Origin of the sequence: Bacillus sp. Marseille-Q1617 (assembly GCF_903645295.1) — a bacterium.
Taxonomy (GTDB): Bacteria; Bacillota; Bacilli; order Bacillales; family Bacillaceae_B; genus Rossellomorea.
This window is the reverse complement of record NZ_CAHJXM010000001.1, coordinates 1,914,367-1,929,648: the sequence shown is the minus strand read 5'-3', so window position 1 is coordinate 1,929,648 and position 15,282 is coordinate 1,914,367. Positions and strand designations below refer to the sequence as shown.

General features: G+C 39.9%; 19 protein-coding genes. 6 read left to right on the top strand and 13 right to left on the bottom strand.

All coding sequences use genetic code 11. The features are described from left to right. Nucleotides 1-20 precede the first annotated feature (20 nt). The 8 genes from HWX64_RS09585 to HWX64_RS09550 all read right to left on the bottom strand — a co-directional run bounded on the left by HWX64_RS09585 (nt 21) and on the right by HWX64_RS09550 (nt 4,520). Entirely contained in the window at nt 21-182 is a 162-nt protein-coding gene (locus HWX64_RS09585; protein WP_175989231.1) for a hypothetical protein, read from the bottom strand. 162 nt (nt 183-344) lie between these two features. Beyond that, entirely contained in the window at nt 345-491 is a 147-nt protein-coding gene (locus HWX64_RS09580; RefSeq protein ID WP_175989230.1) for a hypothetical protein, read from the bottom strand. A gap of 92 nt (nt 492-583) precedes the next feature. Further along, on the bottom strand, nt 584-1,126 hold the full coding sequence (locus HWX64_RS09575; RefSeq protein ID WP_175989229.1) for a GNAT family N-acetyltransferase: 543 nt from the start codon (nt 1,124-1,126) through the stop codon (nt 584-586). Between the two features lie 12 nt (nt 1,127-1,138). Continuing rightward, on the bottom strand, nt 1,139-1,684 hold the full coding sequence (locus HWX64_RS09570; RefSeq protein WP_175989228.1) for a GNAT family N-acetyltransferase: 546 nt from the start codon (nt 1,682-1,684) through the stop codon (nt 1,139-1,141). Nucleotides 1,685-1,725: 41 nt separating this feature from the next. After that, a complete protein-coding gene (locus tag HWX64_RS09565) occupies nt 1,726-2,760 on the bottom strand; it encodes a serine hydrolase (protein ID WP_175989227.1) in 1,035 nt (344 codons plus the stop codon). 172 nt (nt 2,761-2,932) lie between these two features. Then, entirely contained in the window at nt 2,933-3,421 is a 489-nt protein-coding gene (locus HWX64_RS09560) for a hypothetical protein (RefSeq protein WP_175989226.1), read from the bottom strand. 65 nt (nt 3,422-3,486) lie between these two features. Then, nucleotides 3,487-4,032: a DUF402 domain-containing protein gene (locus tag HWX64_RS09555; RefSeq protein WP_254871082.1), complete on the bottom strand. Its 546-nt coding sequence runs from the start codon at nt 4,030-4,032 to the stop codon at nt 3,487-3,489. A 173-nt stretch (nt 4,033-4,205) separates the two neighbouring features. Further along, the gene (locus HWX64_RS09550; RefSeq protein WP_175989224.1) at nt 4,206-4,520 is read right to left on the bottom strand and encodes a hypothetical protein; all 315 of its coding nucleotides are present in this window, start codon (nt 4,518-4,520) and stop codon (nt 4,206-4,208) included. Nucleotides 4,521-4,825: 305 nt separating this feature from the next. Between HWX64_RS09550 and HWX64_RS09545 the strand changes: the two genes are divergently transcribed. Together HWX64_RS09545 and HWX64_RS09540 are read left to right on the top strand one after the other, a co-directional pair. Then, nucleotides 4,826-5,545, top strand: a complete 720-nt coding sequence (locus HWX64_RS09545; protein WP_368495582.1) for a DUF421 domain-containing protein — start codon at nt 4,826-4,828, stop codon at nt 5,543-5,545. 264 nt (nt 5,546-5,809) lie between these two features. Further along, nucleotides 5,810-5,989: a hypothetical protein gene (locus HWX64_RS09540; protein WP_175989222.1), complete on the top strand. Its 180-nt coding sequence runs from the start codon at nt 5,810-5,812 to the stop codon at nt 5,987-5,989. A gap of 84 nt (nt 5,990-6,073) precedes the next feature. Here HWX64_RS09540 and HWX64_RS09535 read toward each other — a convergent pair whose 3' ends face one another. From HWX64_RS09535 to HWX64_RS09525, 3 genes are all read right to left on the bottom strand, one after another. Beyond that, nucleotides 6,074-7,369 carry a hemolysin family protein gene (locus HWX64_RS09535; RefSeq protein ID WP_175989707.1) on the bottom strand — a complete coding sequence of 432 codons (1,296 nt, stop codon included), beginning with the start codon at nt 7,367-7,369 and terminating at the stop codon, nt 6,074-6,076. A 172-nt stretch (nt 7,370-7,541) separates the two neighbouring features. Next, entirely contained in the window at nt 7,542-8,168 is a 627-nt protein-coding gene (locus HWX64_RS09530) for a LysE family transporter (RefSeq protein ID WP_175989221.1), read from the bottom strand. A gap of 257 nt (nt 8,169-8,425) precedes the next feature. Further along, the gene (locus tag HWX64_RS09525; protein ID WP_175989220.1) at nt 8,426-8,671 is read right to left on the bottom strand and encodes a hypothetical protein; all 246 of its coding nucleotides are present in this window, start codon (nt 8,669-8,671) and stop codon (nt 8,426-8,428) included. A 134-nt stretch (nt 8,672-8,805) separates the two neighbouring features. On the opposite strand from HWX64_RS09525, the gene HWX64_RS09520 reads away from it, so the two are divergent. After that, entirely contained in the window at nt 8,806-10,470 is a 1,665-nt protein-coding gene (locus HWX64_RS09520; protein WP_175989219.1) for a ribonuclease J, read from the top strand. Nucleotides 10,471-10,513: 43 nt separating this feature from the next. Here the strand turns inward: HWX64_RS09520 and HWX64_RS09515 are convergent, their stop codons facing one another. Then, on the bottom strand, nt 10,514-10,918 hold the full coding sequence (locus tag HWX64_RS09515; protein WP_175989218.1) for a hypothetical protein: 405 nt from the start codon (nt 10,916-10,918) through the stop codon (nt 10,514-10,516). A gap of 168 nt (nt 10,919-11,086) precedes the next feature. On the opposite strand from HWX64_RS09515, the gene HWX64_RS09510 reads away from it, so the two are divergent. The 3 genes from HWX64_RS09510 to HWX64_RS09500 all read left to right on the top strand — a co-directional run bounded on the left by HWX64_RS09510 (nt 11,087) and on the right by HWX64_RS09500 (nt 14,634). Continuing rightward, the gene (locus tag HWX64_RS09510; RefSeq protein ID WP_254871081.1) at nt 11,087-12,331 is read left to right on the top strand and encodes an MFS transporter; all 1,245 of its coding nucleotides are present in this window, start codon (nt 11,087-11,089) and stop codon (nt 12,329-12,331) included. Nucleotides 12,332-12,351: 20 nt separating this feature from the next. Next, the gene (locus HWX64_RS09505) at nt 12,352-13,707 is read left to right on the top strand and encodes an amino acid permease (RefSeq protein ID WP_175989217.1); all 1,356 of its coding nucleotides are present in this window, start codon (nt 12,352-12,354) and stop codon (nt 13,705-13,707) included. Nucleotides 13,708-13,794: 87 nt separating this feature from the next. Beyond that, the gene (locus HWX64_RS09500) at nt 13,795-14,634 is read left to right on the top strand and encodes a dimethylarginine dimethylaminohydrolase family protein (RefSeq protein WP_175989216.1); all 840 of its coding nucleotides are present in this window, start codon (nt 13,795-13,797) and stop codon (nt 14,632-14,634) included. A gap of 140 nt (nt 14,635-14,774) precedes the next feature. Here HWX64_RS09500 and HWX64_RS09495 read toward each other — a convergent pair whose 3' ends face one another. Next, a complete protein-coding gene (locus tag HWX64_RS09495; protein ID WP_175989215.1) occupies nt 14,775-15,245 on the bottom strand; it encodes a YndM family protein in 471 nt (156 codons plus the stop codon). Nucleotides 15,246-15,282 lie beyond the last annotated feature (37 nt).

Sequence of the window (15,282 nt, the reverse complement as noted above, 5' to 3'; positions counted from 1 at the left end):
TGCTCTTTTGTTCGTGTCTTTTATTCTACTAAATGCTTATACTCACTTCTTTTAAGGTTTTGCTCAGCATCAAGCTTAGTCCATTCCTCTATGGCATCATCAGGATGCGCCTCCAAGTAACTTTGCAGGATACTGAATCCTATTCTGTAGATCGACCAATGAGGCAGCCCTTTAGATGGCATCGCTCAAATATTCGTCTAATGATAAACTTCCCCTTACCAGAGTAATCTTTTATTAATTACAATTTTATTTCCAAAAAGTTTCATTTATTGTATTATTTTCAAATAAAAAACCAGCCCAATTTGAAAACTCCAAATTGAACTGCTTCAGTGTAATGAAAATATCTATTTAAACATGATAAATGCAAATAAAATGATCGCAACAATGATGACTTCCAAAGATGACGATTTGTTTCTTTCCTTATTCCTTAATTTCTGTCTGTATTCATGCTGAATCTTAAAGCGATTCTTCCTATTCCTCTCGGGTTTCACAAGCATGCTCCCCCTTTAAAACAGCTTATGAACATATAGCTTGGGTCATTATAGGAAAGAAGCTCTATTCCTTTTTTAAAAGAAAATAATAATCAATAAATGAAAAACTCATTTTTTAGTATGCTCATTCTGATACGGTCAACGTATTTGCCATTTCTAAGTCTATCCTGCCGCATAATACCTTCATCTACGAATCCAATTTGTTTGTATGACTTGATTGCCTTTTCGTTATCCGTTTCAACACGCAGCCATATTTTATTCATTCCGAAATCTGTAAAACCGACCCTTAACATTTCTTTCATGGCAGCTTGTCCATATCCCTTTCCCCAATAAGCTTTATTGCCTAACGCTATTCCCAGCTCCGCATGCTTATTGACTCTGTCGATATTTTTTAAGTCTATCCAACCGATATGGACGCCTTCTTCGGTAAGAATGGCTTTCTGCTCATACCCATTGGTCCGGTTGATACACAACTCAATCCATTTGGATGTTTCTTCCCTTGTAAAAGGCGGATAAACGTCCGGCATATTTAAATGTTTTGTAACTTCACGATCCAGACACCACTGATACCGGTCTTCCACATCTTCCATTATTAATTCTCTTAATCTTACTTTTGGCAGTACCGCATCAGGCATGATTTTTCCCCCTTATCTTTCATTCTCAAGTACACTATAAATGGCAGAATCCCGCCAGCCGCTATTAATCAAGAGGTTTTCACGCAGAACTCCCTCTTTTTTCATCCCTATTTTCTCCAGCACTTTGAAAGAAGCAATGTTATTGGGATCACATGTTGCTTGAATCCGATGTAAGTGAAAGTGCTTAAATCCCACTTCAATCAGTAATTTAGCGGCTTCCGTCGCAACGCCTTTACCCCATAAATCCGGATGCACGATATACCCGATTTCACCACTTCTATGGTGATAATCACGAATATTCAATTCTACTGCACCAATCAGTCGGTTCTTATCTTTCATGACAATTGCAAACATAAAGCGCGTTCTCGGGACTTTTGCTGTATCTGCCACTACTTCCTTTATGAATGACTTCGTATCCTCAATCTTATTGGGGCCCCAGGGCTGATATTGACACACAGATTTCAAAGAAGCATATTCGTGAACCGCTTTCCAATCACTATAAATCATTTCACGTAATCTCAGTCGCTCTGTAGAGAGCAGATGTTCAGGAATTTTCATGGTTTCCCCCTCACTATTTCCACTATTTTTAAAAAGGTCTATTAAAAATGCTTCTGGAGTCTATCCGCTAAAATTGAATTCACCATATTACCAAAATTTTTGATATCTCTTAGATAGTCATACCCCTGAGGATTTCCCCTTTTGTTGTACATGCGCACAGCGACTGCATCATATTTGGGTATAACCAGGCAGGTACAGCCTGATGCACCTAGAATTTGATACGATCCAGCTGGCAGGTCTTCACCCAATTCACTATCCTCAAATCGATTTTCGTTTCGGAACCAAAAGAATCCATTTTGCGGGGTATTCTTTAATTGTTCAGGTGTTTGAATCGCTGTTGTCCTTTCAAATAGAACTTCCGGGAGAAATTGTTCATTGCCGACACGCCCCTTTTTTAAATGAACATATCCCCAATGAGCAAGTTCTCTTGCACTGACGAATAAATTCCTTTCAAATCCGGTATGATCCTCGAGCCTGATATTCGGCTCATTTCGTTCATTTACATCCGCAGTGAGATATTTGCCCGGTACTGTTTCCCATCCGGTTTCAGTAAATTTAAGCGGATTGAACACACGCTCTGTAACGATTTCATTTACCGTTGACCCTGATACCTTCAAGATGATTTTATACAATAAAGATAGACCTGCTCCATTGTAATCCCAAACCGTCCCTGCGGGAGCTGACTTCACAAATTCCACCTGGTCATCATTCAAACCATGAGTATGGGTCACAAGATGGCGGATCGTGATCCCATTGTAAAGCATATTTTCACCCAAATAGGTCGAAACAAGATCATCTAAACCTCCGATTTTTCCTTCTTGAATCAGAATTGCTGCAGCAAGTCCTATGTAACTTTTTCGCACGGAAAAGACATTATAGCGTGTCTCTTCATCTATAATTCTATGAGATGCCGGGTCTATTCCTTCATACCATTCCCCGATTACTTCATCTCCCTGAATGATGTAAACCGAACTTGCAGATGCAGAAATTTGGTTTTTAACCCTCTTAACATAGTTATATAGCGGCTGCATTCCTTCTTGCTCTCTCCTGGTCAGCTGCTGAAAGATTCTGTTCATCCTTTTGGTCACTTCCATTTGTTTAATAAAATTTCTGTTTTGTATTTGCAAACCAATGATTAAATGCCATTTATCGGTGTGAGTAATAATATATGAGCGAATGCAAATTCACTCCCATTTTCACTACTGTCTATTCCTGATACTTGAAATCTGCACTATCTAATTTAATAAACTACTCCACCGATTCTGCCATCTCAATTAATCGTCCCTTACTCAAATCATTGGGTGTCACTTTAGGGTGATAAGTAATACCATAATTCACTTCACCCTGTCTCCAATAGAGCCTGCGTTTCCCGTTATCATCTGGTATATACTTGCCTGCTACACCACTTCTAAATTCCACTTTCTCGCTATCCGTTTCACTGAGGATCTCTTCTTCATAATTTGAGACACTGTATACCAGGGTGTCCTTATCCTTATTCATCAAGGTGATTTCGTAATGTTGTTTGGTACCGTCCCTCGTCAATTCGGTATCGAATATTTTCATTTCTTCAAACGGGACAAGAACTAGCACCTTTGATTCAAATGAGAGAACCTCAAGTTTGGCAGACAAATCCGCATTGTCAAAACGGTACATTTCACCTGTAAGATTTGACCAGTTGATGAAAACCAGAAAAACAATTATTCCTCCAGTCAGTATGAATGATATTCTCCTCCTCATTTACGATTCCCTCCAATCTTTAGGTGTGATCTTTGATTTTCTTTCCTGAATTGGTTGCTATTACTCTAGAGTTTATTCAAATTCTGTATTAATGAACGTTTATGCTCGTAAGCTGCACGAAACAGAGGGAAGTTATCATCTTCAATTAAACGATTAATCCTGGTAAACACGTTCCAAGCTAATTGATATTGTTCGTTTGTAATTGCTTCTATTGATCTTGCTTCCTCTAACTCATCTTCGTCCAGATGAATGACATCTCCCCCTGGCAGGATGACGATATCAAGATACAAATCGTCCATCCAAGACAGTTCATCGTCCACTCCGATTTGAAAACAGATATCAATATACCATTGAACAATATCTCCATTTGGATGAAATACTGTTGTAACGGAGAAATTTTCATTAGCCGGAAAATGCTGAAGCCATAAATAATCTTTATCTGCTATACAAATTTCCTTCCCAAGGTACCTTACAACCAAGGGCTCTTCCACCTCTATTATTTTAAGCAAGGTAACATGTCCTGTGAAAATAGGTGAATCTATGTAAGTCTGGGCATACTCTCTTCTTATGATTCTTTTCCAGGAGGCGTGATTACCATATTTTCTTTTCATCTGCTCCCCCTTGATATTGAAATTTTCGGAAACATTAAGCATGCAATAACTTTACCATATTTTTCATCTTAATTGTTTGAATAATAAGTTGAATATAGGTGCTCTATTTATTTTTAAATACATCATCCAATCACTTACTATCTGCATGAAAAGAGCGGTATATCATTTTTACTTTACCGTTTCTCCCCTTCAGTCCTTATTTTCCTCAGAACAAACACCAGTATCGCTATCCCAATAACTCCGGATAAAACCACGAGGTTGAGTACATTGTTATGTTTCATTACTCGAATTCCTGCCTTATATTCCCCTATTCTGACTGCTTTTTTGTATTGCGATCCTATCTTCACAGCAATCGCTTCATTCGTGGAAACACATTTTATCGAGTAATATTTGGTCCCTTCAATATATTCATTAGAGAAATTCCCCGAAAGAGTCTTCATATCGGAATAACTTGTTACTTCGCCGATTTCACTATCGACTCCTTCCACAAGTTCATCTAATACTTCATATTTATATCCATTCCAAACGACGAATGGGTAAGCCCAGGAAGTGGCCGAAATAGACGTCGTAAAAAAACAATTGGCATAACAGCAAGCAAGATGATCAAGTATCTTTTCCCCTGAATCGGCATGACGGGATTCCCTTTTTCTTCTATTAAGTATAGAAAAATATTAACACTAATTACATATCCAAACATATAAGATCTGAATTCCTTAACTATACATAACACTTCAGTCAAAGCTCTTAAGAATGTTATAAAAACCGCCTTTTTAGGAAAAGGTATACAAAATTGATGGAAAGAGGCGCATGTAGGATGAGTGTATCGGAGTTGGCCATTAGGCTTTTAATGTCCTTCACGACTCTATTATTACTGACCAGGTGGATGAGCAGAAAATTACTCAGTCACATGACATTTTTTGACTTTATCTCTGGAATTACAATCGGAAGCATCGGAGCCAATTTAGTGTTTAATCCTTCACTGACCATCCGGAACGGTCTGCTTGCTTTACTTGGATGGAGCATTATAACCGTAACTCTTGGATACATTGATATTCATTCAAAAAAAGCGAGGACCCTCCTTGATGGAGAACCAAGAATTCTAATTAAAAATGGCAATATCATGGAACATCAACTAAAAGCTGTGCGGCTTGATATAGATTCCTTGATGGCCTTACTGAGGCAAAAGAACGTTTTTTCATTACAGGACGTGAATTATGCCATCTTTGAAACAAATGGTGAATTGTCTGTATTAAAAAAGGACGCTCAAAAGGAGGTCGTTAAATCAGATCTTAATCTTACACCAGAGAGTCACACAGTCCCTCCTATAGGAACTGAGATCATCAGTGATGGGAAAATGGTACATTCAAACCTTGAAAAACTGAATCTTACTGAAGAATGGGTACACCATCAATTGATGGCAAAAGGGATACAAACTATACAAGATGTTTTTTATGCTGAAATCAATAAAGAGGGCATGCTGGTTGTAGATTTAAAAGATGATACGGATCCATGATTAGTTTATTTCAATTTGTTATAAGATATAAATCATGGAGTGACTTGGTTAAAGTTTACGTTGTATCTATTTAATAAATATCCAGGCTATTAAGCTCATGGTGGATTGAATGCCCTTAAAATACACAGCAATCCCTATTCACATCCAGCTCCCTGCTTTTCATAAATATTATAATTTTATAACATCTAAGTGTAATATCTTGAAAAAACGAGCTTATAATGATTATAATAATCTTAATCATTTATCAAGGAGTGGATGGATTGAATGGACACCCACAGGAGTAAAAAAATTTCTAAACTTTACAGAAAGATGATTACTTCTGAAAAGACGAAGGCCTTCCTGATTTACAAAGGTCTTGACGAAAAGACAAAAGAGGAATTGGATACTTTCATGAAAGATATGAACTCACCTCATTATGAAATGCTTGTAGATAAAACCATCTGATACTTTAATTTAACCAACATATAGAGTACACTATAAAACGCAAAAAGGCTTGAGTTGAATCAAGCCTTTTTGTTTTTTTGCTGGTTAATTTAATTTTTTTACATCCAAATAATGAATATGGTGTCCGTCCCCCTCATGGATGGTAAATAAAAAACCGTTTTCAGTTTTAATTTCCTTGTTCTGCTGATTCATGCTCTCCTCGAGATACCATCCCCCGATGGTATCGATGCTGTCATGTAATATGTTCGTTTCCAGCAGGTCGTTCACTTCGTGAAGCAGCAGTTTAGCGTCAATGATGTAATGGTTCTCCCCCACATTCTGAACTTCAGGGATTTCGTCTTCATCAAACTCGTCTCTTATCTCACCGACGATTTCTTCGATGATATCCTCTACAGTCACTAATCCAGAAGTACCTCCATATTCATCCAAAAGTAGCGCGATATGAACACGTTCCTTCTGCATCTTCACCAATAGATCATGGATGGGTATGGTCTCGATCACCCGGATGATCGGGATGATGAATGGTTCAAGACTGTCCTCTTCTATTTCCCTGACCATTTTTGCCGTCAAAAATTCCTTCACATTGATAAATCCATAAACACTGTCTTTATCTCCATCCTCTACGACTGGATAACGCGTGTAGTGCTCGGACGATATAATTCCTTTAATATCTTCGAATGTCGCTTCTCTTGAAATGGTCACCATTTCTGTACGGGGGACCATGATCTCCCTCGCGATCCGTTCATCAAATTCAAATATATTATTCACATATTTCAGTTCGGATTTATTGATCTCCCCGCTTTCATAGCTTTCCGATAAGAGGATTCTGATTTCTTCCTCTGAATGAGCGAGTTCGTGCTCAGAAGCCTGCTTGATTCCAAATAAGCCCACAAACATTCTGGCTGCCCCGTTCAATAACCATATAAAAGGGAACATGACTTTATAGAACAGGATGATCGGACCTGCGAAAAGCAGCGTAACTGTTTCTGCTTTTTGTATGGCAACTGTTTTTGGTGCCAATTCACCTATCACGACATGAAGGAATGTGACTAATGAAAAAGCTATTCCGAATGATAGAATATGCGTCAGTGATTCATTTAATTGAAAATACTCAAAGAAAGGATGCAGCAGTTCTTCTATTGTGGGTTCCCCTAGCCACCCCAGGCCGAGTGCAGTAACGGTAATTCCCAGCTGACATGCAGATAAGTACTCATCCAGGTGCGAGATCACCTTTTTGGCTGATAGTGCGCCTTTTCTCCCTTCAGTAATGAGCTGATCGATTTTTGACGTCCTCACTTTTACAATCGCAAATTCAGTTGCTACAAAAAAAGCTGTAAGCGCTATTAATAATATGAGCAGAAAGAGATTCAGTGCCATTATGTATCGTCCTACACAGTAAGACGTTCACCTCCTATAAACAAATAATCAGAAGAAAAAATGAAATGAGTCCATTGAATCTTATTCATTCCACTAAAGGTTTGCTTTAATACCATACCCTCTAAGATAAAAGGAAAACGCTTGGAAACTGAGATGCTTTCCAAGCGTTTTCCCTTTATAACAATGCTTTGACAGCCTGTATGCCGAAATAAATGCCAAATCCTATCATTGATAAAGAGGATGCTGCCGAAATCACCTTTAAAAAGCCCGTGTGAAATATATTTTTAGCAATACTTGCTAAGCTTGCCATTGTTAAGTCCCATAAAAGAATGCCAGCGATCATGGCACTACTGTAGAGAAGTAATTGATCATGAGTGAATTTGCTGGCAGTCTGAGCAAGTACGCTCCCATAGATTCCAAGCCAGAAGAGGATGGTCAATGGATTGGAAATGGAAATCAGAAATCCAGCACTCAACGATTTTGAAAGTACCTGCCTGCTTCTTTGCTCACTTATAAAGTGGAACTCTTCTTTCTTTATCACATTTTCAATTCCTGTGTACGTAAGAACAAAACAGCCAAAAAACCATAAAAATGTCTTCATGAATTCCATATCTAAAAATTTGATGATACCCAGATAAACCAATAGCATATATATAACATCCGCCATAAGTGCTCCGATGCCAAATACAATCGCAGAGAAAAACCCGTGCCTGATCCCGTTATCCAGTTGGGCAGCATTGACCGGGCCAATGGGTGCAGCCAATGAAATACCTAATAAAAAATATGTAATCATCGAATTCATGTTTTGCCTCCCGAATAAGAACATACTTCATCCTTATTCGGGGCAAATTGCTTGTACCACTAATTTCAGAAAAATAACTCAGAATTGCAATTCCTTGAGTTAGAAAAAAGTTTTGGCTATATTTATGGACTTATTGCAAATTGTACATGTTGCTTCTATCTCCAGCGCGTCTTCAGTCAGTTTCTGGAGGGTATCCCGCTTGCATTCCTTACAATATTGGTATTTTGTAACTTTCTTCATTTCTAATGCATCCTTTCCTACTGCAGTGATGCCTGCGTTTCCTGCAAGTGTCTAATCATTTCCCTGGCGTGTTTCACCTTGAGTGAGTCTTTTTCGTTAATTTGTACATCTTTTAATTCAAACAATAACTGATTCACATAAGCAATCAGCTGCTGTGCATGTTGAAATTGTCCCGTATCATTCAGTTCCTGTGAATGATATACGGCAGCTTGTGCGTGCTCGACCGCTTCACAAAGTTCTTTTACTTGTGACCCATACTCCATTCTAGTCCCTCCACTTTTTATTTTAGGATGCAGCGTTAAGCAGGGAATATTCCTTTAACTTGTTATTACCAATTCTCATAAACTCTGTTGTTGCAGGGAATAATATACGCACCATCTCAACGGGAGGAAATAAAATGAGCAGCTTACTTTCTATATTTGCCCTTGGCGGTATAAATGAAATCGGTAAAAACATGTATGTCTTGCAATACAACGAGGATTTAATAATAGTGGATTGCGGTGGGAAATTTCCTGATGAGAGCCTGCTTGGAATCGATCTGATTATCCCTGATATCTCATATCTTGAGGAAAACCGCGACAACATCAGGGGACTCATTGTGACGCATGGTCATGAAGATCATATCGGCGGGATTCCCTATCTCCTCAAGAAAATGAACATACCTGTTTATGCCACCAGATTTACTCTGGGCATGATCGAACTGAAACTAGAAGAACATCGATTGATGAGAGATACTACTTTGATGACAATTGATGAAAGCTCTAATCTGCAATTGGGGTCGATCGGTGTCTCTTTTTTCAGCGTGAGTCATAGTATACCTGATTGTCTAGGGATCGTATTTCATACCCCCGAAGGCAATGTTGTCCACACCGGGGACTTTAAATTCGATTTAACGCCTATGAATCATCAACGATCTGATTTGCACAAGATTGCAGATATAGGCCGTAACGGGGTACTTGTCCTGTTATCTGAAAGTACGAATGCTGAACGATCAGGATTGACCCCATCCGAGAAGATGGTCGGAGAGCATTTGAATGAAGCATTTAGTAAGTCCGACGGGAAAATATTCGTTTCTACCTTTGCCTCTAATGTTAATCGTGTTCAGCAGGTTGTGGACGCCGCTATACTGACAAACAGGAAACTGGCTCTTCTGGGACGGAGTATGGTGAATGTCGTTGGCGTTGCGATGGAACGAGGGTACTTGGACATTCCTGACGGTATGCTGATTGAACCCAGGGAGATTGATACTCTCGATCCAGGCAAGGTTGCCATTCTTTGTACTGGAAGTCAAGGGGAACAAATGGCTGCACTGGGGAGACTTTCAACAGGACAATATCGCGATGTGTCAATCCATCCTGGTGATACTGTCATACTCGCTGCTTCGCCGATTCCCGGAAATGAGAAAGCGGTGTCTAGAATCATCGACAATCTCTTTCAGTTGGGTGCATATGTTATATACGGTACCGGCAGCACTACCGGCATGCATGTTTCCGGACATGGCTACCAAGAAGACTTAAAATTAATGCTGACTTTAATCAATCCTACTTACTTCATCCCTATTCATGGGGAAAACAGGATGCTCCACCACCATCGCATGCTTGCGGAAAGCATTGGGGTTGAAGAAGGAAATACATTTATTATTAAAAACGGTGAAGTCGTAGATATAGAGAACGGTCTCGCAAGACAGACTCGGTCTGTCCCTTCAGGTGATACCTATGTTGATGGAGTAAGTGTAGGCGATGTAGGATCGATCGTGCTGAGAGACCGAAAACAGCTTTCAGAAGATGGGATGATTGTCATCATCCTTACCCTCAATAAGTCAGATCACAGGATACTTTCAGGGCCCGACACAATCACCCGTGGATTTGTATTTGTCAAAAACTCTGAAAGACTCATTCATGAGCTGAACGCGCTGGTTGAGAAAGTTTTCAGCGAACTCCCGCAAGAAGAGCGCCGGCAATGGAGTATCATCAAGCAAAGCATTAAGAAGGCCGTGGGTCAGTATCTCTTTAAACACACTAAAAGAAAACCTATGATCCTCCCTGTGATAATTGAAATATAAATAAATAAGCAGCTTTCCTTATTCGAAAGGAAGCTGCTTATTTTTATTGTATATTTATTTTACTCCCTCTTTTTTCCAGAATAAAGGTTTTCTTTTCACCAGATGCTAAACCTCTGGCTTTCACCTTCATTAGCTTGTCCCTCCAGGTAATTGTAACAATTAATTCTGATACATTGTCCACATTTTTAAATGATAATGCCTCATTAGATTTCACGTTCTTCCTCATTATATAAGGTGCCAATGAAATTTCTGTCCCATTTGCTTCATACCCCTTTACTTCTGCCTTCACGGCATGCACCTTTGAGCCAGTGTTTTTGATTATGATCGTTTGTCCTTCTTCTGAAATTCTCTTGAAATCCACTTCCCACCTGGACGCTTCGGTCGCAAAGACGGCGTGTTGACCTGAAAATAGCAAGACTGCTGCTGCAAATACAAAGATTTTTCTCATTGAATTTCCTCCAACATGTAATTATTCCTATCCTTCTTCAGACCATGAATAAATATTCTGAGCTTTCATCCATGGAATTAATTAGCCATATGAAGAATGAATGAATTTCATTCTATTTCCGAATACTTTAATAGTAATCCTTAGAATCAACTACGAGGTGTAGACATCATGAAGGAACAATATAAAAGCGATAATAAAGTCAGTAATTGGTGTGTCGTCAGCATGGCTTCCATCCCCTTGGTCATGACTTTGGGAAATTCAATGCTGATACCGGTCCTGCCCATATTTGAAAGTAAGGTTGGCATTTCTTCTTTTCAAACAAGTATGATCATTACTTCCTATTCAATTGCTTCCATATTTCTAATACCGGTTGCAGGATATTTGTCTGACCGCCTCGGGAGAAAGATTGTGATCATACCAAGCTTGATTCTTGCTCTTATCGGTGGCCTGGTTGCCGGATATGCCTCATGGAAAATCAATGAACCCTTTACGTGGATCATTATCGGACGAGTCCTTCAAGGAGTCGGTGCAGCGGGTGCAGCGCCGATTATTCTTCCCCTTGTAGGGGATCTTTACAAGGATGATGACGAGAAAACCAGTTCCTGTCTTGGGATCATTGAAACCTCAAACACGTTCGGAAAAGTACTGAGCCCCATTCTTGGAGCGCTATTTGCCGCGTTTCTATGGTATCTGCCATTCTTTTCGATTTCCTTTTTCAGTTTAATATCAATCGTCTTAGTCCTATTCTTTATAAAGGCGCCGAAGGAAAAAGAGGAACCGGTTAAATTGAACGTTTTCCTCAAAAAGACAAAAGAAATATTTAAAAATGAAGGAAAATGGATTTTCACTGTGTTTACCATAGGTATCTTCGCCATGTATGTACTTTTTGCCGTCCTGTTTTTCTTGTCAGACATTCTCGAAAAGACACACAACCTTTACGGTGTGAAAAAAGGATTTGTGTTGGCCATTCCACTCCTTTTCCTATGTATTTCTTCCTTCATCACCGGACGGAAGATAAAAGGGGAATTGAAATTAATGAAAAAAATCATCATGGTCAGTCTGTTGGCCATGGCTGGAAGTGTTTCCTTTGTGGGGTTTGCAAGTGATCAATTACTCATGCTTCTCACCGTGACAAGCTTTCTTGGTCTATCCATCGGGGCATTGCTGCCTACCTTGGATGCGATGATTACGGAGAATATCGAAAAAGAGGAACGGGGGACGATTTCATCCTTTTACAGTTCCTCCCGTTTTATCGGTGTAGCGGCCGGACCGCCCCTGATGTCCATATTTATGAAGGATTTTCTCAATGGCAGCTTTATTGCTGCAGGGATACTTGCTCTTGTCGTTTTGGGCATGGTATTCATATTTATCAAAGCAGAAGCAAAACCTAAATTAGAGGAAGCGACAGTATAGTTTTAGAAAGGATGGCTGACATGGCAAATGGCTGCACGAATACAAATGGGTCTGGCTCTGGCGGGAAAGGAAGCATGAGTTGGTGGCACCTCTCTCTGATCGGAGTGGGCTGTACGATTGGAACTGGCTATTTCCTGGGTTCTTCCATCGGAATCAAACAGACCGGTCCTTCCATCGTATTCTCGTTCGTCCTTGCTGCGGTTGGAACGTACATTGTCTATAATCTGCTTGCGAAAATGACAGCCGAGGACCCGCAGGAAGGGTCTTTCTGTTATTACGCAGCTAAAGCTTTCGGCAAATGGGCAGGCTTCAGCTGCGGATGGAATTATTGGTGTTCAAATATATTGATCATGGGCAGCCAGCTGACAGCATTGGCCATTCTTTCGCAATTTTGGTTTCCACGTATTCAACTATGGGTATTTGCAAGCGGTTATGCCGTTCTCTCCCTGTTGATTGTGATCCTGGGAACGAAAAGTTTTGACAAAGCTGAAGGCATATTTGCCGTAATAAAGACATCAGCCATCATTATGTTCATTGTGATTGCGGCGCTTGCCCTTTTTGGTGTAATTGAAGGCAAAGGAGAGATTCCAGAATTTTTATTCAATCAGAATTCCCTTTTCCCTGAAGGGTTGAAAGGTTTATGGGCATCCTTGATTTATGCATTTTATGCATACGGGGGTATCGAGGTGATCGGCCTGATGGCGATGGAGTTGAAGGATAAAAAGGAGGCTCCCAAAGCGGGGAATGTCATGCTTCTCATCCTGACGTTGATCTATGTGGCATCTTTGGCAATGGCTGTATTACTCGTTTCTCTAGAAGCCTTTAATGATAAAGAAAGTCCTTTTGTGACGGCACTGAGTATGCACAATCTCCCTTTCTTCCCTCATGTATTCAATGGTGCTATCATCATTGCCGGCTTTTCAGCACTTACGGCTGCACTCTTCGGCGTGACTAGCCTGCTTGTCACTCTTGCCAAAGACGGCGATGCCCCGAAAATCTTTGAAAAGAAGCTGAAGAAGCCAAGGGACCTTCCACTTCCCTCATTGGGTCTTGCTACTACAGGACTGATTGCTTCAGTGATCACGGCTCTCCTCCTGCCCGGGAAAGTATATGAATATTTAACCACAGCTGCTGGAATCCTGCTCCTTTATAACTGGGCATTTATCATCCTCTCGGCTTTTAAAATTTTGAAACAAAAACGCTCGGGCATCATTCTTAGCATATTTGGGCTGGCTCTTCTGTTTTCCGCTGTAACGGGGACAATCATAGAGAAAAGTATCCGATTCGGTTTTTATATTTCATTATTGCTGGTAGCTCTGATTGCCCTCGTCGCCTTCTTGATGAATAAGAAATGGAAGAAAGAACATACTGCTTAAATAACCTTCCATGAATGGTACTAAAAGATATGAGCATCATAATGTAAAAGCAACCCTTTTAACATATTGCACTTGGGAGGACGTCCAATGAACCAGAATCAAGTATGCTGCCATAATGAATTTGCTTCTTTAAAAGAAGTCATTTTATGTCCGCCGAACTATATGAAAATTGTTGATGTGATTAATGAAACTCAACGACGCTACCATAAAGAGAATATAGATGTAGAAAAAGCCGTCTCACAACATGCAACATTCCTTGAAATATTGAAATCAAACGGAATTGAAACCCACTTGCTGTCACCGGACGAAGCATTTCCTGAACAAGTCTTTACAAGGGATATCGGGTTCACGGTGGGCAAAACTTTATTCATCTCGGATATGAAAATGCCAGTCAGACAAGGTGAAGAAGGTGAACTGAAAAAATGGCTGTCCAGCCGAGGCCTGCCATACATAGATCTCATTGAAGATGAAACTGAGGGCGGTGATGTGCTTGTACATGGAAGAACCGTGTACATCGGCCTGAGTGATAGGACGACACCAGGTGCAGTAGAACGAATTCAGTCATACCTGCCAGACTACGAAGTCATCTCCCTGCCGATTCATGAAGATATCCTTCATCTTGATTGTATCTTTAACATCCTTTCCGACAAGGATGCACTTATCCATCGTGAAGGATTATTGGAAGAAGACGTTAACCGACTGGCTTCTGAATTTCACTTGATCGATGTCTCACGAGAGGAACAATTCACCATGGGAGTAAATGTTCTTTCAATTGGAAACAAGAAAGTTATCAGCCTTCCAATAAATAAGGAAGTCAACGGTAAACTTCGCGAACGGGGGTATGAGGTAATCGAAGTGGAATTCGATGAAATCATTAAGTCCGGTGGATCATTCAGATGCTGTACGCTCCCGCTGCTGCGACAGTAAATGTCACAACCAGTGTTGCTTTATAGAGCGACACTGGCTTTTGAACTTTCTACAGAAGCATAGCAACTCCCACCTCATTTTCTAAATCAATCATAAAAAAACAAACCCGATGATTTCCTTATCAGGTTTGTTTTCATGTATTATTCCTTGTCTCTGTTTTTCATATGGAATTCATCCGTGAGTTTTGTTGGGAATTCGGGATGAATTTGTTCTGAAGCTTCAGTCTGATACTGAAGATTGGCCGGCGCTTTTCTTTTATTTGACCGATTAGGTAAGATATCACGAACTACATACCTATGGAAAAACAGTTCAAACACCATTAATGCTAGAGCAGCAAGAATAGATCTTATTAAATAAGTACCGCCATCCGTCATTCCATCCGTCATAAAGTAAATCAAGATAAATGCAAGTCCAAAATCAGCCAGTGCGGCTACTGTATTACTTGTTCTTGGAAGCAAAAACAGATCTCCAAGTAAATAAGCAATTGATCCCAACACTAATGATATAAGAAAAACATCTCCAAAGGTAATGGCTTGTACACCTGCAAGGATCAAATATAGAAGTACAAAGGTTGCCACAAATTTAATGGCAAATGCTTTAATATGCTTCATGTGCAATCCCTCCTTAACTTATCTTTCTCTTTTTATT